The 25232-nt window shown below is 70.2% G+C and carries 26 protein-coding genes and 1 pseudogene; 12 read left to right on the plus strand and 15 right to left on the minus strand.

The genetic code is table 11. The annotated features are described in order from the left end of the window. Positions 1–183: 183 nt before the first annotated feature. Positions 184–963: a VOC family protein gene (locus tag AB0D18_RS31485; RefSeq protein WP_362426171.1), complete on the plus strand. Its 780-nt coding sequence runs from the start codon at positions 184–186 to the stop codon at positions 961–963. Between the two features lie 77 nt (positions 964–1040). Here the strand turns inward: AB0D18_RS31485 and AB0D18_RS31490 are convergent, their stop codons facing one another. Next, positions 1041–1589, minus strand: coding sequence for a MarR family transcriptional regulator (locus AB0D18_RS31490; RefSeq protein ID WP_362426174.1), 549 nt, complete (start codon positions 1587–1589; stop codon positions 1041–1043). A 46-nt stretch (positions 1590–1635) separates the two neighbouring features. Here AB0D18_RS31490 and AB0D18_RS31495 point away from each other — a divergent pair, with 46 nt between their 5' ends. Next, positions 1636–2553 carry an EamA family transporter gene (locus AB0D18_RS31495; protein ID WP_362426177.1) on the plus strand — a complete coding sequence of 306 codons (918 nt, stop codon included), beginning with the start codon at positions 1636–1638 and terminating at the stop codon, positions 2551–2553. Positions 2554–2624: 71 nt separating this feature from the next. Then, positions 2625–3263, plus strand: a complete 639-nt coding sequence (locus tag AB0D18_RS31500; RefSeq protein WP_362426181.1) for an NAD(P)H-binding protein — start codon at positions 2625–2627, stop codon at positions 3261–3263. 69 nt (positions 3264–3332) lie between these two features. Here AB0D18_RS31500 and AB0D18_RS31505 read toward each other — a convergent pair whose 3' ends face one another. The 5 genes from AB0D18_RS31505 to AB0D18_RS31525 form a co-directional block, all read right to left on the minus strand. Beyond that, positions 3333–3563 carry a hypothetical protein gene (locus AB0D18_RS31505; RefSeq protein ID WP_362426184.1) on the minus strand — a complete coding sequence of 77 codons (231 nt, stop codon included), beginning with the start codon at positions 3561–3563 and terminating at the stop codon, positions 3333–3335. Between the two features lie 90 nt (positions 3564–3653). Continuing rightward, entirely contained in the window at positions 3654–4145 is a 492-nt protein-coding gene (locus tag AB0D18_RS31510; RefSeq protein WP_362426187.1) for a group III truncated hemoglobin, read from the minus strand. A gap of 15 nt (positions 4146–4160) precedes the next feature. Continuing rightward, the gene (locus AB0D18_RS31515) at positions 4161–4805 is read right to left on the minus strand and encodes an SUMF1/EgtB/PvdO family nonheme iron enzyme (RefSeq protein ID WP_362426266.1); all 645 of its coding nucleotides are present in this window, start codon (positions 4803–4805) and stop codon (positions 4161–4163) included. Positions 4806–4839: 34 nt separating this feature from the next. After that, the gene (locus AB0D18_RS31520; RefSeq protein ID WP_362426190.1) at positions 4840–5388 is read right to left on the minus strand and encodes a helix-turn-helix domain-containing protein; all 549 of its coding nucleotides are present in this window, start codon (positions 5386–5388) and stop codon (positions 4840–4842) included. 134 nt (positions 5389–5522) lie between these two features. Beyond that, positions 5523–6011 (minus strand): hypothetical protein, encoded by a 489-nt coding sequence (locus AB0D18_RS31525; RefSeq protein ID WP_362426193.1) that lies wholly within the window; start codon positions 6009–6011, stop codon positions 5523–5525. A 438-nt stretch (positions 6012–6449) separates the two neighbouring features. On the opposite strand from AB0D18_RS31525, the gene AB0D18_RS31530 reads away from it, so the two are divergent. After that, a complete protein-coding gene (locus AB0D18_RS31530; RefSeq protein ID WP_362426196.1) occupies positions 6450–7898 on the plus strand; it encodes an MFS transporter in 1449 nt (482 codons plus the stop codon). A 27-nt stretch (positions 7899–7925) separates the two neighbouring features. Here the strand turns inward: AB0D18_RS31530 and AB0D18_RS31535 are convergent, their stop codons facing one another. Further along, positions 7926–8825 carry an RNA polymerase sigma-70 factor gene (locus AB0D18_RS31535; RefSeq protein WP_362426199.1) on the minus strand — a complete coding sequence of 300 codons (900 nt, stop codon included), beginning with the start codon at positions 8823–8825 and terminating at the stop codon, positions 7926–7928. A 184-nt stretch (positions 8826–9009) separates the two neighbouring features. Here AB0D18_RS31535 and AB0D18_RS31540 point away from each other — a divergent pair, with 184 nt between their 5' ends. Further along, positions 9010–9489, plus strand: coding sequence for a carboxymuconolactone decarboxylase family protein (locus AB0D18_RS31540; RefSeq protein WP_362426202.1), 480 nt, complete (start codon positions 9010–9012; stop codon positions 9487–9489). A 68-nt stretch (positions 9490–9557) separates the two neighbouring features. Here AB0D18_RS31540 and AB0D18_RS31545 read toward each other — a convergent pair whose 3' ends face one another. Continuing rightward, the gene (locus AB0D18_RS31545) at positions 9558–10718 is read right to left on the minus strand and encodes an MFS transporter (protein ID WP_362426205.1); all 1161 of its coding nucleotides are present in this window, start codon (positions 10716–10718) and stop codon (positions 9558–9560) included. Positions 10719–10930: 212 nt separating this feature from the next. Here AB0D18_RS31545 and AB0D18_RS31550 point away from each other — a divergent pair, with 212 nt between their 5' ends. Both AB0D18_RS31550 and AB0D18_RS31555 read left to right on the plus strand, forming a co-directional pair. Beyond that, positions 10931–11692, plus strand: coding sequence for a helix-turn-helix transcriptional regulator (locus tag AB0D18_RS31550; protein ID WP_362426269.1), 762 nt, complete (start codon positions 10931–10933; stop codon positions 11690–11692). 177 nt (positions 11693–11869) lie between these two features. After that, on the plus strand, positions 11870–12946 hold the full coding sequence (locus AB0D18_RS31555) for an acyl-CoA desaturase (RefSeq protein ID WP_362426207.1): 1077 nt from the start codon (positions 11870–11872) through the stop codon (positions 12944–12946). A 43-nt stretch (positions 12947–12989) separates the two neighbouring features. Here the strand turns inward: AB0D18_RS31555 and AB0D18_RS31560 are convergent, their stop codons facing one another. Continuing rightward, positions 12990–13736: a DUF1838 family protein gene (locus AB0D18_RS31560; RefSeq protein ID WP_362426210.1), complete on the minus strand. Its 747-nt coding sequence runs from the start codon at positions 13734–13736 to the stop codon at positions 12990–12992. A gap of 185 nt (positions 13737–13921) precedes the next feature. Next, positions 13922–14350, minus strand: coding sequence for a MarR family transcriptional regulator (locus AB0D18_RS31565; protein WP_362426213.1), 429 nt, complete (start codon positions 14348–14350; stop codon positions 13922–13924). A 139-nt stretch (positions 14351–14489) separates the two neighbouring features. Here AB0D18_RS31565 and AB0D18_RS31570 point away from each other — a divergent pair, with 139 nt between their 5' ends. After that, complete coding sequence (locus AB0D18_RS31570; protein WP_362426216.1) at positions 14490–16052, plus strand: MFS transporter; 1563 nt, start codon at positions 14490–14492, stop codon at positions 16050–16052. A gap of 83 nt (positions 16053–16135) precedes the next feature. After that, positions 16136–17269, plus strand: coding sequence for an NADH:flavin oxidoreductase (locus tag AB0D18_RS31575; RefSeq protein WP_362426219.1), 1134 nt, complete (start codon positions 16136–16138; stop codon positions 17267–17269). A gap of 100 nt (positions 17270–17369) precedes the next feature. On the opposite strand, the gene AB0D18_RS31580 is transcribed toward AB0D18_RS31575, so the two are convergent. Next, positions 17370–18050, minus strand: a complete 681-nt coding sequence (locus AB0D18_RS31580; RefSeq protein WP_362426221.1) for a hypothetical protein — start codon at positions 18048–18050, stop codon at positions 17370–17372. Between the two features lie 111 nt (positions 18051–18161). Between AB0D18_RS31580 and AB0D18_RS31585 the strand changes: the two genes are divergently transcribed. Continuing rightward, positions 18162–18974, plus strand: coding sequence for a MerR family transcriptional regulator (locus AB0D18_RS31585; protein WP_362426224.1), 813 nt, complete (start codon positions 18162–18164; stop codon positions 18972–18974). A 164-nt stretch (positions 18975–19138) separates the two neighbouring features. Here the strand turns inward: AB0D18_RS31585 and AB0D18_RS31590 are convergent, their stop codons facing one another. Further along, entirely contained in the window at positions 19139–19726 is a 588-nt protein-coding gene (locus AB0D18_RS31590) for a GNAT family N-acetyltransferase (protein WP_362426227.1), read from the minus strand. A gap of 348 nt (positions 19727–20074) precedes the next feature. On the opposite strand from AB0D18_RS31590, the gene AB0D18_RS31595 reads away from it, so the two are divergent. Beyond that, on the plus strand, positions 20075–21382 hold the full coding sequence (locus AB0D18_RS31595; RefSeq protein ID WP_362426230.1) for a phytase: 1308 nt from the start codon (positions 20075–20077) through the stop codon (positions 21380–21382). Between the two features lie 392 nt (positions 21383–21774). Here the strand turns inward: AB0D18_RS31595 and AB0D18_RS31600 are convergent. From AB0D18_RS31600 to AB0D18_RS31610, 3 genes and pseudogenes are all read right to left on the minus strand, one after another. Continuing rightward, positions 21775–22360, minus strand: a pseudogene (locus tag AB0D18_RS31600) (LysR substrate-binding domain-containing protein); the annotation flags it as partial. A gap of 84 nt (positions 22361–22444) precedes the next feature. Continuing rightward, positions 22445–22915 (minus strand): ricin-type beta-trefoil lectin domain protein, encoded by a 471-nt coding sequence (locus tag AB0D18_RS31605; protein ID WP_362426233.1) that lies wholly within the window; start codon positions 22913–22915, stop codon positions 22445–22447. A gap of 119 nt (positions 22916–23034) precedes the next feature. After that, positions 23035–23496: a hypothetical protein gene (locus AB0D18_RS31610; protein WP_362426236.1), complete on the minus strand. Its 462-nt coding sequence runs from the start codon at positions 23494–23496 to the stop codon at positions 23035–23037. A gap of 613 nt (positions 23497–24109) precedes the next feature. Between AB0D18_RS31610 and AB0D18_RS31615 the strand changes: the two genes are divergently transcribed. Beyond that, positions 24110–24925, plus strand: a complete 816-nt coding sequence (locus AB0D18_RS31615; protein WP_362426239.1) for a hypothetical protein — start codon at positions 24110–24112, stop codon at positions 24923–24925. Positions 24926–25232 lie beyond the last annotated feature (307 nt).

Consider the following 25232-nt stretch of genomic DNA (forward strand, 5'->3'; position numbering starts at 1 on the left):
TGTCACCCCTCGTGCCCGCCCGCCCGGGTCGCCCCCGGGTTTGATTCGACCTGAATGTCACTGGCATCGCCTATACGATTCGCAAGGGACGTTCAGTAGTCATCCGTAGCCATTCGGTAGTCGCTCAAGTCATTCAGCAGTCATTCCGCAGCCATCCGCAGCGGAGAAAGGCAGGGCATCGCGATGCTCACCACCGACTTCGTCACCGGCGCACCCAACTGGCTCGACCTCGGCAGCCCCGACGTCGAGGCCTCGGCCTCGTTCTACGGCGCCGTCTTCGGCTGGGACTTCCAGTCGGCCGGCCCCGAGGCGGGCGGGTACGGCTTCTTCCGGAAGGACGGCCGTACGGTTGCCGCCGTGGGGCCTCTCACCGAGGAGGGGGCGAGCCCGGCCTGGACCGTGTACTTCAAGACACCGGACGCGGACGCCACCGCCAAGGCCGTGGAGCAGGCGGGCGGGACCGTCCGGGCCGAGGCGTTCGACGTCATGGACGCGGGCCGGATGGCGTGTCTCACGGACCCGGCCGGTGCCGAGTTCGCCGTCTGGCAGCCTGCGGCTTTCGCCGGCCTGGAGGCGACGTCGGAGGACCACACGCTGCTCTGGGCCGAGCTGCACACCCCCGACCCCTCGGCAGCGCTGTCCTTCTACCGCGGCCTGTTCGGCTGGCGGGGGCAGCAGATGGACATGCCCGGCATGCCGTACACCGTGCTCTCCACCGCCGAGGGCGACCAGCAGGACGCCTCCTTCGGCGGGATCGCACCGGCGCCGGAGGACGAGAAGACGCACTGGACCGCCTACTTCTCCGTCCCCGACACCGATGTACTGGTCGCCAAGGTGCAGGAGAACGGCGGCTCCGTCGTCTTCCCCGCGACAGACATCCCGGAAGTCGGCCGGATGGCCCTGCTCGCCGACCCGGTCGGCGCCCCGTTCGCCGTACTCAGGCCCGACCCGCGCATGGCCTGAGCTTCACCCGCCCGCGTCGCCCGCACCGCTGGGGGCGGCGTGGGTGGGGTGGCGTGGGCGGGGTGGCGCGAGGCCGGTCAGCAGCCGTCCCCCAGGCCCAGCAGCAGCGCCTTCAGCGACTCCGCCAGATGGGCCAGCTCGGCGGGGGGCAGCGCCGACAGCAGCCCCGCCTCGGTGGCCAGATGGTCCGGCAGCGCCCCTTCGATCAGCGCCAACCCCTTCTCCGTCAGGGCGACTTGGACCACCCGGCCGTCGGTGGGGCTCGGCCTGCGGGTGACCAGACCGCGCTCCTGGAGGCGGTCCAGGCGCTGGGTGACCGCGCCGGAGGTGACCATCGCCGACCGCATCAGCTCGGCGGGGGTGAGGTGGCGGTCCGGACCGTTGCGGCGCAGGGTCGCCAGGACGTCGAAGGACGCCGGATCCAGGCCGTGCGAGGCGAAGGTGTGCTTCATCACCGGCTCGATCAGCAGGGTCAGCCGCTTCAGCCGCCCGATCACCGCCATCGGTGAAACGTCCAGGTCGGGGCGCTGTTCGTGCCACTGTTCCAGTACGAGGTCCACGTGATCCGTGCCTGCGTCCGCGCCCGTACTCGCGTCGGCTTCCCTGCCCGCTGCTGCATCCGTCATGGAATTCACCCTAGCTGATCTCTTAGCGGTGAGATATGTTGTCTTAGTGCTAAGAAATCGAACCGGCCTAGTGCTGCTCACTGCCTCCGCCCCTGCCGTCTGGGGCTCCACCTACCTCGTCACCACCGAACTCCTGCCTCCCGACCGCCCGTTGCTCGCCGCCGTACTGCGCGCGCTTCCGGCGGGGCTGCTCCTCCTGCTCCTCACCAGGCGTCTGCCGAAGGGGAGTTGGTGGTGGAAGTCCCTCGTTCTCGGCGCGCTCAACATAGGCATCTTCCTCGCGCTCCTCTTCGTCGCCGCCTACCGCCTCCCGGGCGGGGTCGCCGCCACCGTCGGTTCCGTACAGCCCCTGCTGGTGGCCGGGCTGTCCGCCGCGCTGCTCGGTCAGCGACTCGCGCTGCGTACGCTGCTCGCGGCGGTGATCGGCATCACCGGAGTCGCCCTGCTCGTACTGCGTGCCGATGCCCGGCTGGATGCGGTCGGTGTGGCCGCCGCGCTCGGCGGTGCGGTCGTCATGGCGACCGGCGTCGTGCTCAGTAAGCGCTGGACCTCCCCGGCGCCGCTGCTCGCCACCACGGGGTGGCAACTCGTCGCGGGCGGACTGCTGTTGGTGCCCGTCGCGCTGTTCGTGGAGGGACCGCCGCCGTCCTCCCTCACCGGTGAGAACCTCATCGGGTTCGGCTATCTGACGCTGATCGGCGCGGCCCTCTCGTACGCCCTGTGGTTCCGCGGCATCAAGGCGCTCTCGCCGACCGAGGTCACCTTCCTCGGCCTGCTCAGCCCGCTGGTCGCCACCCTCCTCGGCTGGATCGTCCTCGGCCAGCAGCTCACCGCGCTCCAACTGCTGGGCGCACTGCTCGCCCTGGCGGCAGTCGCACTCGCGCAACTGCGCCCGCGCCGCAAGAGCGCCGACCCCCTCACGCCCGAGCCGCAGCAGGTACGCGTTGCCGCCTCTGCACGCTGAAGCCTCCGCGCGCCAACTCCTCCGCGCGCTGACGCCAACCCACCTCAACTGCACAGGAGTGACGAGCTCTCATGCGCATCACCGTTCTGGGAGCCACCGGCGCCGCCGGAAGCCGTATCGTCACCGAGGCCCTCGACCGGGGCCACGACGTCACCGCCGTCACCCGCGACCCGGCCCGCTTCGGCGCTCTGCACCCTGCCGCCCGGCACCGTACCGGCAACGCCCTCGACCCCGACAGCGTGGCCGAACTCAGCGCAGGGCAGGACCTGTTGATCAGCGCGACCCGCCCGGCGCCGGGCCAGGAGGCGCAGCTTGCGGACGCGGCCAGAGCCCTGCTCGCGGGCCTCTCCCGTGCCGGCGTACGACTCCTCCTGCTCGGCGGTGCAGGCAGCCTCCGCCTTCCCGGCAGCGACCTCATCCTCGCCGAAGGACCGGACTTCCCGCCCGCCCTGCTCCCCATCGCCCTCGCCTGCAACGACCAGCTCGCCGTGTGCCGCGCCGCAGGCCCCGCCGTCGACTGGGCCTACCTGAGCCCGCCCGCCGTCTTCGAACCCGGCGTGCGCACCGGAACGTACCGCCTGGGCACCGACGAACTGCTCGTCGACGCGGACGGCAACTCCGGTGTATCCATGGAGGACTTCGCGATCGCCGTGCTCGACGAGGCGGAACACCCCAAGCACCACCGGACCCGGTTCACGATCGGACGCTGAGGAAGCCACCGCAGCCCCCGGCCGGATCGCCGAACCGAGCTGCCGACGGGGACCCCTCCGGGGGAGCGCTCAGTCCTCCTGGTCGTCGGAGAGGTGGTAGTAAACCGTCGCGGAGAACTGGAGCTCGCCGTCGTCGGCGAACTCCGAGAACACGACCACGTCCTGGACCTCTACCGCTCCGAGATCGTCGATGCTGTCGGCGACCCGCCGCAGGAGGGCCGGTACGTTGTCGCTGCCCGGACCCTCGGGGTTGGCCTGGGAGAAGTGGTAGACGCTGAAGTGCTCTTTTACGGTGGTCACGACGGCTGAGCGTAGCTTTGAAATGCCCTGGTGGGAAAGGGTTTTCGAATGTGATCTACGGTCGTCGGGCGGGTGTGGGACGGGCAGACCCTAGATCGCGGGCCGCCCCGGTTCGGGCTGCCCCGGTTCGGGCCGCGAGCGCAGCTCGACGGCCGACAGCGGTACGAAGCCGGTGCCAAAGGTCTCGTCCGTGTCGTCCGGTGCCGTGGTCCCGGCGTCGTCCAGCCGTTTCGGCATCACCCGGGCCACGCGTTCGCCCTGCGCCTTGGCGTGGTCGGCGACCGGGCCCGCGTACATCCCGTCGACGGCGGCCCGCCACAGCTGGAGCCAGCGCCCGAAGTGCTCGGCGGTCAACGGCCTTGCCCGGTGCAGGCGTTGGTGCGGGGCGAGGGCGTTGCGGCGGTACGGGGCGGTGCGCAGCAGGGCGCTCTCCCAGAAGTCGCCGATGTGCGGCAGGTGAGCCTCCAGCTCGACGCCGGCGATCTCCGTGAAGTACGGGCCGATCAGCCGGTCCTCGAAGGCCGTCGCGTAGAACCTGCGCAGGAGGGCGTCGATGTCGGCGCGGCTGCTGATGTCGTTCACGCTTCCACCCTGCACCTACGGGGCACCGCGTGCGACGCGGAACCCCACATCGTCGAGGAGCAGCGTGGGGTGGCTGCGGCGCCGCACCGAGGCCCGGCAGCTCCATCGCTCGTCGAACCAGCCGCCGCCGCGCAGTACCCGGTACGTGCCGTAGACCTCGGCGTCGTACACGTCCCAGCACCACTCCCACACGTTGCCGAGCATGTCGTGCAGGCCCCAGGAGTTGGGCCGCAGGCCGCCGACCTCGTGCGGGAGCTCGTCCGAGTTGCCGCGGTGCCAGGCGATCTCGTCGAGCGGCCCGTACCGGGGGCCGTCCGTACCGGCACGGCAGGCGTACTCCCACTCGGCCTCGGTCGGCAGCCGGTACCCGTCGGCGGACCTGTCCCACTCGACGCTCTCGGCCCCGATCCGGTACGCGGCCGGCAGTCCCTCGAACGAGGACAGCGCATTGCAGAAACGGACCGCGTCCCACCACGAAACCCCCTCCACGGGCAGCCGGTCCCGCGGCGGGGCACTGCTGGGCCGCTCCCCGGTGATCCGTACGTACTCGGCCTGGGTGACGGAGTACGCGGCGAGCCGGTACGAGGCCACCTCGACCGGCCAGGTGCGCTGCGTACGCCGGTCGGACAACAGCACGGTGCCGGACGGCAGTGGGACCATCTGGGTGGCGTCCGAGGCTCGGGACTGTCCTCCGTCAGCCACGGGGCGGGGCCCCTTCCGGCTCTTGGGTCACTCCGGTCGCTCTGGTCGCTCCGGTCGCTTCGGTCGCTCGGGCCGCTCCGACCGTTTCGGCTGCCTCCGAGGTGAGCGCTTCGACGATCTTCAGCAGGTCTGCGGTGACGGCCGGGCTGCCCAGCGCGATGACCTTGAGGGAGGCCCGTTCCTCGTCGTAGACGGTCTCCACCCGCACCCGGTCCTCGTACGGCCCCTCGCCCCGACTGCCGTGCCGGCTGCCGACGGTGGCCATGAGCGCATTGCTCAGCCGGGACACCTCGTCGGGGCCGATCACGTCGATCTGCACGATGCTGGACACCTCGACATGCCGCGTGCGGAGTACGGGAGCGGGGGCGGCCGGAGTGACGGATCCTCCGGTGAACGCCTCCAGGTCCTCGCGTGCGATCCGGTACTGCTTGCCGATCCGGGTCGCCCTGAGCCGGCCCTCGCGGACGTACGCCCGGACGGTCTTGACGTGCAGATCGAGCAGGCCCGCCACCTGATCCACCGAGTAGAACTGCTGCGCCACGGCGCGGTCCCCCGTCTCTTCCTGTTCCAGGTACGGAAAGGAACCCTATCGCGTCTCCATCAGAACGAAGAACAGGGAAGGTTAGGGAGTGATGTGCCCGGTGTGTGAGCGGACAGCCGCGCCGTGGCCGGCGATTACCCTCCCATCGGCGGATCCGTCAGGTCGGTGATCTTCAGGTCGGAGCGGCGGACCGTGTACCAGACCTCCGTGTCCGGGCTGCCGCCCCAGATCTCGGTCACGATCACCGTGGCGGTGGTGGCCGTCATGGAGTGGTTGCGCACCTTCCAGTCCTTGGGGACGTTCTGCGCGCGCATCACGGGGTCGGCGTGGTTCTGCGCGGCCCACTCGGTGAGGCGGGCGTCCAGCTCGGCGGTGAGGTGCGCCCTGCGGACCTCTTCGGGGGTACGGGATCCCGTGCCGAGGACGGACTTGCGGTAGCTCTTGAAGAAGTGGTTGACCTCGATGGCGGGTGCACGGGTCTCACCCCGGACGGCGGTGGAGGAGGGGGTGGCGGCGACGGTCGAAGCGGGCGTGGCACTGGCCGGCGCGGCGGCGAGAGGAGCGACGGGGGCGAGGGCGGCGACGAGGGCCGCACGGACAAGGAGCTTGCGCTGCGTGTTCATACGAACAAGAAAAGCAGCAAAGTGTGTTCGTGTCATCACTCACAGTGATGAATCTCGGTGAGGTGGCTAGCGAGGTTGCTCCAGTACCTCTTCGCTGACCCACGCCTCGTCGATGCAGGGATGACCGGCGACCGGCGACCGGCGATCGCGATCCTGTGGTGGCCCTGCGCGCAGCCGCCGTACCGCGTCCGGAGCCGTCGGTTCGGCCGCCGAGCAGTAGGCCGGGGCCACGGGCACGTCCCGGAGCCGACGGAGGTGGCCCACGACGGCGAGCGTGCCTCGCCCGCGCCGCCGTCGAACGTCCCGGAGGAGAAGGGTCAACCGGCCCTCCCACCTGGGACTTTCGCTGACTATCACACCCTCCGCACAGGTCTAGCGTCGGAATTGCCCGGCACGGTACCGGGCGGTGGTGACGCCCCCGACGCACAGGAAGCAGTCATGAGTTCCCTCGCACAGGCCCCCCGGACTGACGACGACACGGCGCAGGCCACCGATCCCGCCCAGTACCGCCCCGGCCGTACCATCACCGACTGGCGTCCCGAGGATCCCGCCTTCTGGCGCTCCACGGGGCGCAAGGTGGCCCGCCGCAACCTGTGGATCGCGGTCCCCGCGCTCCTCGTCGCGTTCGTGGTCTGGCAGGTCTGGTCGATCACCGCGACCAACCTCACCGACGTCGGATTCGGGCTCAGCCAGAGCCAGTTGTTCTGGCTCACCGCCATCCCCGGCATCACCGGCGGCACCGCCCGCATCCTGTACACCTTCCTCGGCCCGATGGTCGGCCAGCGCACCTTCACGGCGCTCTCCACCGTGGTCCTGGTGATCCCGCTGATCTGGCTCGGCATCGCCATCCAGGACCCGACCACCCCGTACGCGGTCCTGATCTCCATCGCCGCGCTCTGCGGCATCGGCGGCGCGAACTTCTCCTCCTCGCTCGCCAACATCGGCTTCTTCTTCCCCAAGAGCGAGAAGGGCAACGCCACCGGCATCAACGGCGGCCTCGGCAACCTCGGCGTCTCCGCCGTCCAGCTGCTCACCCCGATCGTGATCACCTGGTCGACGATCGCCCTCGGCAGCGCCCAGCACAAGGCGGACGGCACCCCGGTCCACCTCCAGAACGCCGCGTTCCTGTGGGTTCCGGTCCTGGTGGTCCTGGCCGCCGTCGCCTGGTTCGGGCAGAACAACCTCAAGGTCGCCTCCACCCCCTTCTCCCGCCAGAAGGTCATCTTCAAGCGCAAGCACAACTGGGTGATGACCTGGCTGTACGTCGGCACCTTCGGCTCCTTCATCGGTTTCGCCGCCGCCCTGCCGCTGCTCATCAAGACCACCTTCACGCCCATCGACGCGGCCTACTCGGCCGCCACGTACGCCTGGATGGGCCCGGCCATCGGCGCACTCGCCCGCTGGGCCGGCGGCTGGATTGCGGACAAGCTCGGCGGCGCCCGCGTCACCATCCTGTCCTTCGTCGGCATGGGCGCCGCACTGGTCGGCGTCATCAACTTCCTTCCCTCCGGCGGCGGCGGGGAGGGCGGGAGCCAGGGCTCCTTCTGGGGTTTCTTCATCTGCTTCCTCTTCGCCTTCCTGTTCTCCGGCATCGGCAACGGCTCGACCTTCCGCCAGATCCCGGTCATCTTCCGCACCACCCACCTCAAGGGCCTCTCCGAGGGCACCCCCGCCTACGACCAGGCCCTGAAGCAGGCCGAGATGGAGTCCGGCGCGGTCACCGGCTTCACGGCGGGCATCGCGGCGTACGGCTTCTTCTTCATCCCGGCCCTCTTCGCGTCGGTCGCGGTGACGAGCGCGATGTGGGGCTTCGTCGGCTTCTACGCGAGCTGCACCGTGGTGACGTGGTGGTTCTACGCCCGCAAGGGCGCGGAAGCGCCCAGCTAGAGCCCCGGACCGACGGTCGGGTCGCGGTCAGCGGCTCACTGCCGTCGCCCGGTCCACGCGCGTCAGCTTCTCGGGATTGCGCACGGCGTAGAGGCCGGTGATGAGGCCGTTGTCGACGCGCATCGCGATGACGGTGTCGACCTCGCCGTCCCGCCGGACGATCAGCGCCGGGTCGCCGTTGACATGTGTCGGCTCCAGCGGGATCGCGGCGACCCTGCCCAGCACGCGGGCCACCTGGTCGGCCCCGACGATGGGCTCCAGCGCGGCCCGTACGACTCCACCGCCGTCGGTCAGCAGGACGACGTCCGGTGCGAGGATGTCGAGCAGGCGCTGCAAGTCTCCTGTTTCGACGGCCCGTTGGAAGGCGTCGACCGTGCGGCGGGTCTCGGTCGCCGAGACGGCTTCGCGCGGTCGTCGCGCGGCGACGTGGGCACGGGCCCGGTGGGCGATCTGACGGACCGCGGCCGGGCTCTTGTCGACCGCTTCGGCGATCTCCTCGTAACCCAGGTCGAAGACCTCGCGCAGTACGAACACCGCCCGCTCGGTCGGTGCGAGGGTCTCAAGGACCAGCAGCATCGCCATCGAGACGCTGTCGGCCAGTTCGACGTCGTCGGCCACGTCCGGTGCGGTCAGCAGCGGTTCGGGCAGCCAGGGGCCCAGGTAGGACTCCTTGCGGCGGCCGAGCGTACGCAGCTGGGTCAGCGCCTGGCGGGTGGTGATGCGCACCAGGTACGCGCGCCGGTCCCGCACCGTGTCGAGGTCGACGCCCACCCACCGCAGCCAGGTCTCCTGGAGTACGTCCTCGGCGTCGGCGGCCGAGCCGAGCATCTCGTAGGCGACGGTGAACAGCAGGTTCCGGTGCGTGACGAAGGTGTGGGTGACGCTGTCGGTGAGTGGCTCGGGGGTGTTGCCCGTTCGGTCGTCCATGGCCGGCTCCTGCTCGTTCGCTTGCGGCTGCGTCGTACACGAGACGCCGCTCGCAGCCGTTCTGTGACACCAACCGCGGGTGGCTCAGGTCACATTGACGTGCCGTCACAGAAACCGGTTCTTCGGCATCTTGTGTTCGTTCAGCGCAACAGCGCGCTGCTCCACACGTGAGGACGACGACATCATGGAACCCCGTTTCGATCTGTTCGACAGCCCGACCGCCGCGAAGGTCGCCAAGCGCTTCTACGCCGCCGCGCTGGTCCTGGAGGAGTCGGCCCTTCCCAAGCCCCTCAGGGAACTGGTGCAGTTGAGGGTCGGGCAGCTCAACAACTGCGGATTCTGCGTGGATGCCCATGTGAAGGAGGCCGCGGCCGCCGGTGAGACCCCGGTCCGGCTGGGCCTGGTCGCCGCGTGGCGGCACAGCACCGTGTTCACCGATGCCGAACGGGCCGCCCTCGCACTGGCCGAGGAGGGTACCCGGCTCGGCGACCACGGGGTGTCCGACGAGACCTGGGCGCAGGTGCGCAAGCACTACGACGACGACCAGGTCGGCGCGCTGGTCATGGTGGTCTCCCTGATCAACGCGGCCACCCGGATGAACGTGATCGTGCACAAGCCGGGCGGCTCGTACGAGCCCGGCATGTTCGACACCGCGTCCCACTGACCCGGAGGGGGCATGGCCCGGCCAGGACCGAGCGCTCGGGCCGGGCCACGTCCCCCTCAAGCGCCGGTCTACCCCCTCGGCTCGTACAGCTTCCGCATCAGCAGCCACCCCACCCCCGGCAGCACGATCAGCGGTGCCAGCGCGGCCTGCAGCGACACCGCGTCGGCCACCGCCCCGATCAGCGGGCTCGCGAGCCCGCCCACGCTCACCGTCAGGCCCAGCGTCACCCCGCTCGCCGTGCCGACACGGCGAGGCAGGTAGTCCTGGCCGAGCGTGACGTGCAGCGAGAAAGGCACGTACAGCCCGGCCGAGGTCAGCGCCACGAAGACGTACAGCAGCGGGCCCGGCACCAGGACCGTGCCGGCGACCGCGGGCACCGTCAGCGCGTACGACCACCGCACGACCTTCACCCGCCCGTACCGGGTGGCCAGCCTGCCCCCGGCGACAGTGCCGAACGCGCCGCCCAGGTACAGGGTGAACAGGGCCGCGGTGCCCGCGAGTTCACCGCCGCCGACATGTTCGCGGGCGTACAGCGCGATGAAGCTGCTCAGCCCGACGAAGACCACCGACCGGCAGATCACGGCCGCGGACATCCTCAGGAACGCGGGCCAGTCGTCCTCGCCGACGGGGCGGTACGCGGCGGCTGTGCCGTCCGCGGCCGCAGCGGTACGCAGCGAGCGCACGGCAGCCAGGCACAGCGCGGCCCCCGCCAGCGCCGGCACCACCAGCAACGGCGAGGCGCGCAGTCCGCCCGTGGCGACGACGGCGGACACCAGCAGCGGGGCGGTCGCGAAACCGAGGTTGCCGCCGAGCGAGAACCAGCCCATCGCGGTGTGACTGCCCCGGCTCGCGAGCCGGGCGATCCGCGCGGACTCCGGGTGGTACGCCGCCACCCCCACCCCGGAGAGCGCGATCACGACGAGGGTCAGCGGGTACGAACCGCCGATGCCGCCGACCCCGCTGAGCGCGACGCCCGCACCGCCGGCCAGGGTGCTCACCGGAAGCAGCCACGGCAACGCCCACCTGTCGGTCAGCGCACCGAACAGCGGCTGCGCGACGGACGACAGCAGCGAAGCGGCGAGAACGATGCCGGAGGCGGCGGCGTAGCTGTACGCGTGCTCGGCGATGAAGAACGGCACGAGTGCGGCGACCGCGCCCTGATAGACGTCGACGCAGGCGTGAGAGAGGGCGAGGAGGGTGAGGGGCGTACGGGAATGCTTGCGGGACAAGGGAGTTGACGGCCTGTCAGCAGATTTCGTGGACACTTTTCGATCCTCTGCCACGCCCCCGCTGTCGCGCTTCCGATAAAATGCCATCTGATACCGGAAACCCGCCAGCGGCGAGAAGGCGAGAAGTGCCGACGAGAAGGCGAGAAGTGCCGACGAGAAGATGGGGAGCACGGCGAGAAGACGAGAAGTGCCGAGTGGAGCAGGCCGACCACATGCCCGTGGCCCCCACCCACACCCGCCCCCTCGCCTCGGGCGAGCGCGTCGATCCGCACCGGCACGACGACCATCAGATCGTCTACGCGGGCTCCGGATTCCTGGCCGTCACCACCGACGCCGGTACGTGGTTCGCACCCGGCACCCGAGCCCTGTGGGTACCGGCCGGAACGGTCCACTCCCACCGCGCCCACGGCCACCTCGACATGCACACCCTCGGCCTGCCCGTCGACGAGAACCCCCTTGGGCTGACCGCCCCCACCGTCCTGACCGTCAGCCCCCTGCTGCGCGAACTGATCCTGGAGTACACGCGCACGCCCCGGCATGGCCGGGAACCCACCCCCGAGATCCTCCGGCTGCGCGCCGTACTCCTCGACCAGCTCCGCGCTTCGCCCCAGCGCCCCGTCCACCTCCCCACCCCCACCGATCCCCGCCTCGTCGCCGTCTGCGACCTCCTGCACGCCGACCCGGCGAATCCCGGCACCCTCGCCGGTCTCGGTGCCCGCACCCACACCGGCGAGCGCACCCTCAGCCGGCTCTTCCGCAGCGAACTGGGCATGACGTTCCCGCAGTGGCGCACCCAGCTCCGGCTCTTCCACGCCCTGCGGATGCTGGCCGACGACACACCGGTCACCGCCGTCGCACATCGCTGCGGGTGGGCGTCGGCAAGCGCGTTCATCGACGTCTTCCGGCGTGCGTACGGCTACACGCCCGGCGCGTACCACCGGCGAGACGCCCCGGGCCGGAATGCGGGGGCCTGATCCGGGGAACGCGGTGTTTACCCGGCCGCCTGTACCCTTGACGCAGGATGCCTCAGCCCTTGGCTGCAGCCAAGGCGGCGTGACAGGCTCCATCCCCTACCGCTCCGGCTCGATTCGGCGTACGCGTGCAGTTGCGGCGAGTACGTGGACCGGGCCGGTGCCGGAAAACGAGGCTTTATGCCCACCAGCACCATTGACACTACTGATCCCCTCACGGATCCCAGCACCGACCCGACGGCCCAACCCGCCACGCGGCGCAGTGACTTCGCGCGTCTCTCGGAGCAGATCAAGGACGCCGGGCTGATGCGGCGCCGCCCCTTCTACTACTGCGTACGGATGGCTCTGGTGGCCATGGCGTTCGCCGTCGGCTGGTTCGCCTTCGTGGCCGTCGGCGACAGCTGGTGGACGCTCGCCGTCGGAGCGTTCCTCGCGGTGGTCTTCGGGCAGGTCGCGCTCGTCGCGCACGACGTGGGCCACCGCCAGGTGTTCAGGCGCCGCCGTGCGAGCGCGCTGATGGGGCGGCTCACCGCCAACCTGGGGATCGGCATGGGGTACGGCTGGTGGCAGGACAAGCACTCCCGCCACCACGCGAACCCCAACCACGAGGAGCTGGACCCCGATGTGGCCCCCGACATCCTCGTCTGGAGCCAGGCGCAGGCGAGGACGGCCACCGGCCGCCTGCCCCGGATGCTCGGGAGGGTGCAGGCGTATCTGTTCTTCCCCCTGCTGACCCTGGAGGGCTTCAACCTGCACGTCTCCGGGGTGCGGGCGCTGGCGGACCGCTCCCTGAAGCAGCGCAGGATCGAGGGCACGCTGCTGATCGCGCACTTCGCCCTCTACCTCGCCGCGCTGTTCCTCGTGCTCTCACCGGGGAAGGCGGTCGTGTTCCTCGTCGTGCACCAGTGCCTGTTCGGGGTCTACCTGGGTGCCATCTTCGCCCCGAACCACAAGGGCATGCCGACGCTCACCGGCACCGACCGGCCCGACTTCTTGCGCCGTCAGGTCCTCACCTCGCGCAACGTGAGCGGAAACTGGTTCATGGACGTGGTGCTGGGCGGACTGAACTACCAGATCGAGCACCACTTGTTCCCCAGCATGCCGTCGCCGAATCTGCGCAAGGCCCAACTCCTCGTCCGTCATTACTGCGAGGCCCTGGACGTGGCCTACCTCCAGACGTCGCTCGTCGCCTCCTACGGCCAGGCACTCAGAAGCCTGCACCAGGCCGGCCGCCCCCTGCGCCAGGGATCGCTGTAGCGCAGTGGCGCAACGGGGCGGCTCAACGGGGTGGCTCCTCCTGCTACTTCGGCGGGTGGAGCTTGCGGAAGTAGGTCCAGCTGGTCTCGTTCGGCTCGCTCCACTTCTCCGGGGCGTGGGCGAACTCCGGGTGGTGGTCGGCGATGTAGGCGCGAGTGCGTTCGGGGGCCTCGGCGTACGAGCCGAGCTTGCGGCCCCGGCAGTGGTAGGTGAGCCCGCCGGGTCGCCGGCCGCGGGCCATCCACGGAAGCCACGGCGACATCCGGGTCCACGACATGGTGGCCGGGACGCTGGGCGCCGGACCGTCCAGATCGGCGCGGTCGGCGAAGAACTGGAAGAGTTCCAGGGCCTTGTACGTGTCGCCGGCCGAGTGGACGGGGTACTCGGCCACCGGCAGCGGCGAGGGGTAGGCGAGCGGGATCTCCAGGCTGAAGCAGACCTGTCCGCCGAGATCGGTCGTCGGGACCGGGAAGGGGCGCCACTTCTGGTTCGCCGGGTCGTTCCAGACGTGCACCACCGGCAGCTCCTGCCAGGTCTCCAGGATCTCGCGGGAGACGGGGTCCAGGTAGAACGCGGCCTCCCGGGTGAGCAGTTGACAGGCATCCGGCCCGTTCTCCGCATCTTGTACGAGGCGGGAGACGTTGAGCCCCTCGAAGCCGAAGAGGCGCTGGTAGGGCTCGTCGGGAGCCCAGGAGTACACGTTTCCTGACCACCAGTACGTGACCTCCTCGCCGTCGAGCGAGGCCCGGGTACGGGCGAAGGAGCGGAGCAGCTCTGCGGGTGTCGTCATACGGACCACTCTGCGCGACTGCCGCCCCGGCCGGCCGGGAAACACCGCGGCCGACCCCGGAAGCGGCCGGAAAAGGCCGCTCCCGGGCCCGACTTGATCGCAAGAGGGGCTCGCCACGACCGATGTCGCGGTCGCGGTCGCGGTGGCGGCGAACACAGGGTTCACCGCGACGAGCCTGCCAGGCGTCACATCTCGCCAACCAGCCGTTCCAGCAGGGCGTAGAGCGTTGCGCGCTCGGCTTCGTCGAGTGAGTCGAGGGCGCCGTGGGTCTCCTGCATCTCCTCGCGTACGCGCCGGACGGTCTCGCGGCCCGCGTCGGTGGCGACGACGTTCTTGACGCGGCGGTCCGCGGGGTCGGCTTCGCGGCGGACCAGCTCGCGGGCCTCCAGGCGGTCCACGATCCCCGTGACGTTCGACGCGTCACACACCAGCAGCGTGGCGAGGCGGCGCATCGGCAGCGGGCCGTCGAGCTGGGCGAGGACCTTGGCCTGGGTGGAGGTGAGCCCGTGGCGGGCGGCGGCGGCCGCGAAATCGCGCCACTGAGCGGTGCCGATGTCGGCGAGCAGCTCCAGGATCTGGAGCTTGGTGGGGGAGTGCGGGGCGGTGGCGCTCATGCCCTGGAGTGTACTCGCAGATGCTTGAGGTCCTCAAGCAATAACTTGACGTACTCAACTATCGACGTCTACCGTCTGTCGAAGTACTTGACGTCCTCAAACATCTACGTTCTGAAGCACTGAGAAGGTTCCGACCGCCATGAGCCACGCCGCACCCGCCTCCGCCCCCGGGCACAGGAACGAGACGGTCATCGTCTTCGCCCTGAGCCTCGCTGCCATGGTCGTGTCGATGATGCAGACCCTGCCCGTCCCGATCCTGGGCCTGATCCAGGGGGACCTCGGCACCACGACCGCCAACGTCAGCTGGGTGACCACGGCCACGCTGCTGTCCGCCGCCGTCTTCACCCCGCTGCTCGGCCGCTTCGGCGACCAGCACGGCAAGAAGCCCACTCTCGTGGCCGTCCTCGGCGTCATGGTCGCGGGCTCCGTCATCGCCGCCCTCGCGAGCTCGCTGCCGCTGCTGATCCTGGGCCGGGTGCTCCAGGGCGCCGCGACCGCGATCTTCCCGCTGGCCCTCTCCGTCCTGCGGGAAGAGGTCAGGCCGCAGAAGCTGCCCGGCGCGATGGCACTGGTCAGCGGCACGCTCGCGTTCGGCAGCGGGATCGCGCTCGTCGCCACCGGACTGCTGACCTCCGGCGAAGGCGCCGACTACCGCAACGCCTTCTGGATGGCGACCGGCTTCGCGGTCCTCGCCCTGCTCGCCGTCGTCTTCCTGGTCCCGGCGACCCGGCAGAAGACCGGTGGCCGCACCGACTTCCTGGGCGCGCTGACCCTCGGCATCGCCCTGCTGCTGCTCCTGCTGCCGATCTCCCAGGGCCACGGATGGGGCTGGACCTCCGGCCGTACGCTGGGCAGCTTCGCCGGCGCGGCCGTCATGGCCGTCCTCTGGGTACTGGTCGAGCGCAAGGTGCGCGAGCCGCTCGTCGACATGAAGATGTTCGTCCACCGCCCGGTCCTCATGGCCAACCTGGCCGGCATCCTCGTCGGCTTCGGCATGTTCGCGAATTTCCTCGGCGTCTCCTACTTCGTCCAGATGCCCAAGGCGCTCACCGGCTACGGCTTCGACGCCTCCATCCTGCTCGCGTCCGTCCAGTTCCTGCTGCCCGGCGCCATCGTCTCCCTGCTCGCCTCACCGGTCGGCGGCCAGCTGGTCCGGCACCGCGGCCCCCGGTTCGTACTCGGCATGGCCGCGGTCTTCGGAGCCGTCGGCTTCGGCTGGCTTGCCGCCGACCACGCCCACACCTCCTCGGTGATCGGCGCCGGCATCATCGTCGGCGCGGCCGTCAGCTTCGGCTACGCCGCCATGCCCGCCGTCATCATGGCGAGCGTCCCGCACCACCAGAGCGGCATCGCCAACGGCATCAACTCGATCTCCCGCTCCACCGGCAGCGCGATCGGCAGCGCCGTCATCACCACCATCCTGGCCTCCCAGACCATCGAGCACCTGCCCGCGGGCGTGCCGGCGCTGCCCACCGAATCGGCGTTCACCCTCACCTTCGGCATCGGGTCCCTCGCCTTCGCGCTGGTCGCCGTGATCAGCCTGCTCGGCCTGCGCGGACAGCACGGCCCGCGGGTCGTCGAGAGCCGCAGCACGGACAGCCCCGACCTCGACGGCCCCGCCAGCCCTGCTAGCTCCGCCAGCCTCGACCTCGACAGGCTCGACGGCCTCGACGTGCCGCGGGCACACCCCGTGGCGCAGTAGCCACGCCTCCTTCTTCCACTACCGACAAGACTCCCCTCCACCACCGACAAGACTCCCCTCCACCACCGACAAGGAGCACCCCCATGACCCTCGCCACCGCCACGTCCTCCGCTTCCCGCGCGGCCGAGATCCTTGCCCGGCCCGTCACGCTGAACGGCCTGACCGTCCCGAACCGCATCGCGATGGCGCCGATGACGCGCATGTTCTCCCCGGGCGGCGTTCCGGGCGAGGACGTGCGGTCGTACTACGCCCGTCGCGCCGCCGCGGGCGTCGGCCTGATCATCACCGAGGGGACCTACGTCGGTCACGAGTCGGCCGGACAGAGCGACCGCGTGCCGCAGTTCCACGGTGAGGAAGAGCTGGCGGGGTGGGCGAAGGTCGCCGAGGACGTACACGCGGCGGGCGGCACGATCGTGCCGCAGCTGTGGCACATCGGCATGGTGCGCAAGCAGGGCGAAGCGCCCTACCCCGACGCCCCCGCCGTCGGCCCCTCCGGCATCCGCGTCGACGGCACCGAGAACGCCGGCAAGGCGATGACCCGGAGCGACCTGGACGACGTCATCGGCGCCTTCGCCGAGGCCGCGGCGGCCGCCGAACGCATCGGCTTCGACGGCGTCGAACTGCACGGCGCGCACGGCTACCTCCTCGACCAGTTCCTGTGGGCGACCACGAACCGCCGCTCGGACGCGTACGGCGGCGACCCGGTGACCCGTACGAAGTTCGCGGCCGAGATAGTGGCCGCGGTCCGCGAGACCGTCTCGCCCGACTTCCCGGTGATCTTCCGCTACTCGCAGTGGAAGCAGGAGGCCTACGACGCCAGGCTCGCGCAGACCCCGGAGGAGTTGGAAGCGATCCTGAACCCGCTCGCTGCGGCCGGCGTCGACGCCTTCCACGCCTCCACCCGCCGCTACTGGCTCCCGGAGTTCGAGGACTCGGACCTCAACCTGGCGGGCTGGACCAAGAAGCTCACCGGCAGGCCCACCATCACCGTCGGCTCGGTCGGCCTCGACGGCGACTTCATCCACGCGTTCGCGGGCAAGGGCGCCGAGATCGGCAGCATCGACAACCTCCTCGACCGCATGGAGCGCGACGAGTTCGACATGGTCGCCATCGGCCGCGCCCTGCTTCAGGACCCGCAGTGGGCGGCGAAGGTGCTGGGCAACCGGTTCGAGGAGCTGAAGCCGTACGACGCGGCGGCGCTGAAGACCCTGAGCTAGGGGCTGCACCTCGGGGTGATCGTGGGAGACCTTCACCGCCGGGTTGCTGTGGCAACCCGGCGGTGAGGGGTACGCGAGGTCTCCGCGCGGCCCGCGCCGTTCACCCCACCAGTTCCGCCAGCCACGGATGCCCCGGGTGCACAAGTTCCAGCCACTCTCCGAGGAGGTCCCGCCGCGCCCGGCCCAGTAGCGGCAGCGTCTCCTCGAAGTCCGTCCGGTCCTTGGGCCGTACCGCCTTCGCTTTGAACAGCAGCACCAACTCCGGTACCAGGTAGGGGATTCCGTCCGCCGTCCGCTCGATGATCGCGTCGTACGGAAGCCGAAGAGCCGGGTCCCTTCGGCAGATCCATGTCCCGCCGTCGTGCGGCTCGCGGAAGGCGTCGAGCAGGAACCGGCCGCTGGTCCGGTCCCGGAGCCAGGTCTGGTGCGTGGCCGCCAGCACCTCGGCTCCCGCTCCGGCTCCCGCTCCGGCTCCGGCTCCCGCTCCGGCTCCCGCTCCCGCCCAGACCCGTCCCGAACCCACCGCGTCCCACACGTACTCGGGAAAGCGGTCCCGGATCTCCGGGAATCCCGCCTCGGGCACCGCGATCTCCAGATCGCCGTGCGGCCGCGACTGCTTCCCGCGGAACAGATCGAGCGCCCATCCTGCCGCGACGCACCAGGGCGTGCCGACTCCGTCCAGCCGCGCCGCGACCTGTTCCGGTCGCCAGGCGTCCGCCCACCGGGCATCCACTTCGTCCGCGTCGAGCACAGCGCCGCCGGGCGGCAGGGATTCGGTCATCGGAACAATTTACGGCAGCCAGGGGCAGGGGCGAGGAGAGGTTCCGCGGGGCCGGTGGTGAAATCGGGGCTTGACCCTGACACCGTGTGAGGCCCTCAACTCGGAGCCATCATGTTCACCATCGGAGACTTCGCCCGCCTCGGCCGCGTATCGGTCCGCATGCTGCGTCACTACGACGCCACCGGACTGCTGCGCCCCGCCCGGGTCGACCCCGCCACCGGCTACCGCCACTACACCGCCGCCCAGCTGGCCCGCCTCAACCGCGTCATCGCACTCAAGGACCTCGGCTTCACCCTCTCGCAGGTCCAGCAGATCCTGGACGAGAAGGTCGGCACCGACGAACTGCGCGCCATGCTGCGACTGCGCCGGGCCGAACTGGAAACAGCGATGACCGCGGCCGCGGTCCGGCTGGTCCAGGTCGAGGCGAGACTCCAATCGATCGAGAGCGAGGGTCATATGCCCACCCACGACGTCGTCAAGAAGAGCCTGCCGAGCATCCGGATCGCCGAACTCACCGGAGTGGCACCGGACTTCAACAGCATCGGCCCGACCATCCAGCCCCTGTACGCCGAACTGTTCAAGCGCCTCGAAAGGGCGGGCATCGTGCCGAGCGGTCCAGGCGTTGCCCACTACGAGGACGCCCCCGGGGGCGGAATCCTCGTTCACGCCGGGGTGGAAGTCGCCGCTCCGGTACGGGACGACGGCACGCTGCGCATTCTCGACCTGCCGCCGGTCGATTCGGCGGCGACGATCGTGCACCGCGGCTCGATGGAGACGATCCTGCCGACGGTCCAGACCCTGGGCCGGTGGATCGACACCAACGGCTACCGCTCGACCGGCTACCCCCGGGAGATCAACCTGGAATGCCCGCCCGACCAGGACGACTGGGTGACGGAACTCCAGGAACCGATCACTCCGGCCTGACCCGCCCTCAGCCGACCCTTGCCCCGCCCCGCCCCCGCCCCCGCCTTCCGCGCAAGGAGGGGGCGGGGGCGCGGGCGGGCCACTGTCACGGACCGGCCGGCGCCACGACACGGGCAGTACGGGCCCGCCGTCCGGCTCTCGTACGGCATCGGTCGCCGAATCGGTCATGGCCGGGCAGGACGCGTGCCCGCCGGGCACGCGGACCGTACGCCGAACCACTGCTCGGCACCCCACTCCTCGTACCGCTCCACCTCGGTGAACCCCAGTTTCGCCGCGAGGCGCATCGAGCGGTCGTTGGCGGTCTGGGTGCAGAGCACCACCGGCTCGCCCGGCAGCACTTCGGCGAACCAGCCGAGTGCCGCTGTGCAGGCTTCGACCGCGTACCCGTGGCCCCACGCCTGTGGCAGGAACAGATAGCCGAGCTCTCGCTCCCCCGCCTCCGGGCGGCGGTACCCGGGACGCTCCGGATCGCGCGCGTCGAGCTGGATCGTGCCGATCATCGCTCCGTCGAGCTCCACCACGAAGAAGCCGGGGCGGCGCCCGGGTACCTCGGGCACAGTGCGTTCGAGCTCGGAACGCGGTTGAGGGCCGCCGAGGTAAGTGCCCACCAGGGGAGAGGAGTTCAGCTCGACGAAGGCGGCACGGTCCCGGGCCTCGGACTCGCGGAGCACGAGCCGTTCGGTCCTGATCGGGGCGGGCGGCCAGGCGAAGGGGCCGTCACCGGTGGGACCGATCCGGCCGGCGGGTCCCATGGGTCCAGCGGGTCCAGCGGGCCCCATGGGTCCAGCGGGTCCAGTGTGTCCCGAGTCTCCAGTCATGGCGGGCAACCTACCGCCCGGCTCGCCCAAGCCGTCAGCCTGAAGCCTGAGTTGTCCCGTAGGCGGCCCGGGAGTCGGGTGAAGGTGCGCTCGGCCCGGCTCCCGTCAGTCTGGACCGGCTCACCCGTCGTGGCGTGCCACCCCCCACTCCCGGGGCGGCAGCAGGCCACCGGAGCCCCGACATCCGCTCTCGCGACCGCGCTGGGAGTTCACCTCCCGTACGATCCCGCTCCACGTAGCACCCCCCTTCTCCTTACGCCAAGATCACACGATGCTTTCGTCATGTTCCCGACATCATGGAGCTCTTACGTGGTCACCCCTCGCAAGTCCCTGGTGGTCCTCGCCACCGCTGTCGCCGCCCTCGCTGTGACGGTGACGGGGCCCGCGTTGGCCGCCGGGTCTCTGCCGGCCGTCACCGCGCGCGCCGAGACCGTCGCCCTGCACGATGATGAGGCGGGCGGCGACGCGGACGCCGATGACCCGGCGATCTGGCGCAACGCCGCCGACCCGGACCGCAGTCTCGTCGTCGCGACGGCGAAGCAGGGCGGGTTGCGCGTGTACGACCTGGACGCCCGCGAGGTGCAGTCGATCCCGGCGCCTGCGGGGCCCGGCGCGGACGACGCACCCGGCCGTTTCAACAACGTGGACCTCGTGCACAGCAAGCGCCTGGGGGACCTGGCCGTCACCACGGACAGGGGAAACGACCGGCTGCGTATCTACCGCATCGACCGTGACCGTGCCGGCGGCCCGCTGGCCGACGTGACCGACCGTACGGCGCCCGCGGTGTTCTCCGCGTCGCAGGGCGAGATCAACGAACAGCGCACCGCCTACGGTCTGGCCACCTGGACCGACCCGGCGACGGGCCGTTCCTTCGCGCTCGTCAGCCAGCGCGAGCGCACCCGCCTCGCCCTGCTGGAGCTGACCGCCCGCGCGGACGGCTCCGTGGGCTACCGCTTGGTCCGCACCCTCGACCTGCCGAAGAGCTTCCGTCTGCCGAACGGGACCTCGTGGTCGCCGTGCGGCGAGCCGGGTGAACTCCCGCAGGTGGAGGGCATGGTGGTCGACCCGGCCAACGGCATGCTGTACGCGGGCCAGGAGGACGTCGGCATCTGGCGCCTGAAAGCCGACCTGACCGGGACCCCGAAGCTGATCGACAAGGTCCGCGAATACGGCGTCCCCGGCACCTACGACGAGGCGACCGAGGAATGCGCCGCAGGCGCCGACCCCGGCTTCGGCGGCACGAAGCTCACCGCGGACGTCGAGGGCCTGACCCTGGTGAAGGAGAAGGACGGGGACGGCCTGCTGCTCGCCTCCAGCCAGGGCGACAACACGTTCGCCGCCTACGACCGCGAGATCTCCGACGCCAACGAGTACGAGGGCGGCTTCCGTGTCGCCGCGGCCTCCGCGACGCTCGACGGTTCCGAGGAGTGCGACGGCGCCGCCGCGCTGAACGAGCCGCTGGGCCGCCGCTACCCGCACGGACTCCTCGTCGTGCAGGACGGCCACGACGCGCCCGGCGACGGTGACCGCCCCTCCACGAACTTCAAGTTCGTGGACCTCGGCAAGGTCACCGACACGATCGACGACTGACCGGAGACTGGGCACGCGACGTGGTGGCGCTGGTTTCTGTGAACCCCGACCGCCGCCCCCGACGGATCGGTGCCCACACGGCGCCTCCAGCCGTATCGGCGCGTATCAGCTCGTATCGGCCCGTATCGGCGCGTGTGAACAGTCGTCGCCTGCCACGGGGGCCCACGGGGGCATTCGTTGGCGCCGGCCCCGGGCACGAGTGGACTTGTCCGTCCCCTTGCCCGGGGCTTCACCGTGTGACAGCACATGATGACCGCGGCGCGCGCGACCACGGCATTCGCCGGCCTGGGCGTGGCGACGCTGCCGTTGCTTGTCGGTGCCGTTCGCGACAGCGCGACGACCGGAACGGACCTGTGCTGAGCACGTGTTCACCCGGATGAGGTACTGCACCGTCAGGGGCGAGCGGCGGGGGTAAACAGGGCCTGGAGGGTTCGGGTGGCTGTTTCGCGCAGCCAGCTGTGCGCGGGGTCGTTGTCGTGGCGTTGGTGCCAGAGCAGGTGGAGGGGCACTTTGGGCAGTTCGAGCGGCAGCGGCAGTGTGACCAACTCGGGCAGGGTGACCACGAGGTCGGTGTCGCGGGTGAGTTGCAGCGCGATGGCCGTGGTGGGAGACGTGGCGTTCGGTCAGCCGATGGCCTGGGCGGACGGCGAGTACGAGCCGGTCACGGCCGATGAGGCGGTGGCGGATGTCAGGCAGGGCCGGCGGGCCGGCGCTGGAGGCCAGGTCGACCTCGCCGCGGCGCAGCTCGGGGGTGTCGTCACCGGGCTCGGCCGTGAGACGCAGTTGCACCCCGGGGGCGCGGCGATGCACTGCGGCGATCAGGGCGGCGCCGCAGGCGGTGGTGAGGGCGTCGTGCCATCGGACGGTGAACACCCGCTCCAGAGTCGCCAGATCGAGTTCCGTCCGGGCGGACAGCAACTGGTGAGCTTGCTGTACCAGGGTGTGGACCTCGGTACGCATGGCCAGCGCACGGCATGACGATCACCGTGCCGCCAGACGTCGCCGAACTGACCTTCCAGGACGTTCTGCCCGCCTTCACCACTCACGAGGGGCCTCGAACGGTCAGCGGTAGAGCGTCCACTGCTGGGAGGGGCCGCCGGTGCACCTGGTGAGGTTGACGTGGCGGATGCCGTTGGTGTCCGGGGGCTGCTCGCCGAGGCAAGTCTTGGTCACGTTGTTGATCAGCTGGAATCCAGTGCCGGTGAAGTTCACATTCCACAGGGCTGCCGGGTCGCTGGACGAACAGGGCTTCATCGCTGCCTGACCGCCGCGGGCGACCAGACACAGCCTGCTGCCCGCGTTCTGCCGCATTGCCGAGAGCTGGCCGATGGCGTCGTTCATCAGCCAGGTCTGGTACCCGCCTTCGTTGCACCTTGTCGCGTAGGGCAGGGGCCCGTAGTCGGCCCGATAGTCCAGGCAGTTGAGCGTGGCGTTGTTCTGCAGGTGGTAGTAGGCCGAAGCCGCGTGTGCCGGCGCGGTATTGAGTCCCCACCCCAGTACGACGGCCGCGCCCACAGCGGCAACTTTCTTCATCAACGCGCTCCCCTCAGCTGATTCCGGCTTGGCAAGGTGTCACCGAGCAGGACAGGGTGTCACTGAGCAGGACAGGGTCGCGGGCTCACGACGCTCGTGCGGCCGGAGCTCCGCCGCCCCTAGCCGTCGCAGCCGACCCGGCCGCCCCCGGCATACCTGGTTCCGTTGACCTCCACCCACCCGGTGATCTCGGCGCAGTAGATGTTGGAGCCTGAGACGTAGACGCCTCCGGCGTACGTCGCATAGGAGCCCCTGTCGTACCAGGAGGTCTGCCAGACGTAACGGCGGACGCGGATTTCCATGGCGTGCGCACCGGCACGGTTGTCGTACGTCTTCGCGCAGTAGGTGCCGCTGCCCGCGAAGTCCTGCCAGACCTGGATGTACCCCACCCTGTCCGACAGAGGCATACGGGGGAGCGCGACGCCTTTGCACGTCGCGAACGGCCCCGCGTATCCGGGCGGGGCGTCGTCCGGGTCGGTCGCCGACGCGGCGCCCGGCACGCCCAGCACAAAGCCGGCCACCAGTCCGCAGACCGTCGCGACGGACAGGCCGCGCCTTCTGATCCCGTCGAACCTGCTCACCGCAAGCCCCCTTGAGCCTCATGTGCCCATCGGTCCACAACCCGCACGGATCGGCAGCGAACGGTACTCCCGCCCGGATGACGGTCCCGGGAGTGTCGTACGTGGAGTTTGTACGTGGCCAACTCACCGTAGCGAACAGCCCGCCGCCCGGGAAGTGACCGAGGGGAGTGAAGGGGACGGCAACCTTGGGGGTTTGACGTACAGCGCCTCGACGCGGGGGCCGCCGGCCTCGTGCGGTCTACCCGTGACTCGGGCGAGCAGCCCTCGGACGTCCGCGCAGAACTGCTTCCTCGGTCGCTCGCGGGAACGGACCAGGGGGAGCCGAGGCGCCTCCGGCTCAGGTAGGTATCGGCGAGAGCCGACATGCGCATGGCGAGAGGGTCGAAGAAGTGGTTCACGAGGGCTTCGCCCCGTCGGTGGAGTGGAGGGTCACCAGGCGTCGGCCGGCGCTGGAACGAGAGCCTCTTACGTGTCCTGCTGACCTGCTGACCCGCTGACCCGCTGACCCGCTGACCTGCGAGTCTCCCGCGTTTGCGACGATGTGTGCTTCACGTGAAACGCGCGTAGATCATGTGTGCAACTTGCACGCAGACGCAGGTGGGGGTTTTCGTCCATGAGTCACCAGCAGCCGGACACGTACGGGCCGCACGACCAGCATCCCGGTCCGTACGGGCCACCACAGGACCAGATATCCGGTGCATCCGGTCGTCGGCGTGCGCCGAAGAAGGGGCGGCGGCCGGTGTGGGTGGCGGCGGTCGTGGGGGCCGCCGTCCTGGCGGCGGGCTGCGGTGCGTGGCTGTTGCTGGGTGACGAGAGGTACCAACTGGTGCATCCGGCGCAGGTGGACGGGTTCAAGCGGGCGACCGGTGAGAAGTTCACCCCACCGGACCGGGAGGAAACCGAGAAGCTGATCGCGGCAGGTGTGGAGGACGCGGTGAGCGGACCGCAGTCCACCTACTCCACGGCGTCCGACCCCGACTCGGAAACCCCGGAGAAGGACAGCGAGACGGTGACCGTCAGCGGTTCCTGGGGTGAGGTGAAGGACCCTCGAGCCACCCTCGACGCGCTGATGGCACAGCACGAGGCCGTACAGCGCAACACCGAAAAGGAGAGCGCCAAGAACTTCAAGGGCCCCTTCCGTATCGAGCTGACACCCGTGCGCGAGATGACGCCCGAAGGGATCGAGGACGCCGTCATGAAGTGCCGGTTCGTCATCATGCACATTCCCCGGAACCCCGGGCTCCCCGAGGAGATGGGCGCACCCCGCACCTACCGGATGCCGCGCTGCCAGTGGGCCGACAGCAGCACCGTCGGCAGTGCCGTCACCGGCAAGAACGACCGGGTGGCGGACGGCAACGCACACACCCTGGAGGAAACCGCGGCGCTCACCGCGAAGTTCCGCAAGGCGATGCGCACTCCGGTCCGCTAGCGGGAGTCGGGCGGGCCGGCCCCCAACCCGCCGCACCCCATGGATCATCGCCCCGCAGGGCCAGCACGCCCGTCCCACACCACCGATGCGAACGGCAACGCACCGACCAGCACCACACACTCCACCAGCTCCAGAGCGGGGACCATAGATGGTGGGCGGCCCGGAAGCATGATGGCCATGAGCGGCGTGACCGGCACCGCACGCTACGTGCCCTAAAAGTTGTTGCACAAGGGTGGGTGCGGGCAGGCGGGTGGGTGGTTCTGGCCTGCGGTTTCATCCGGTGAGGGCGAGGTTGTGCATGGTGGCG

This window comes from Streptomyces sp. NPDC048442 (genome assembly GCF_040651475.1).
Taxonomy (GTDB): Bacteria; Actinomycetota; Actinomycetes; order Streptomycetales; family Streptomycetaceae; genus Streptomyces.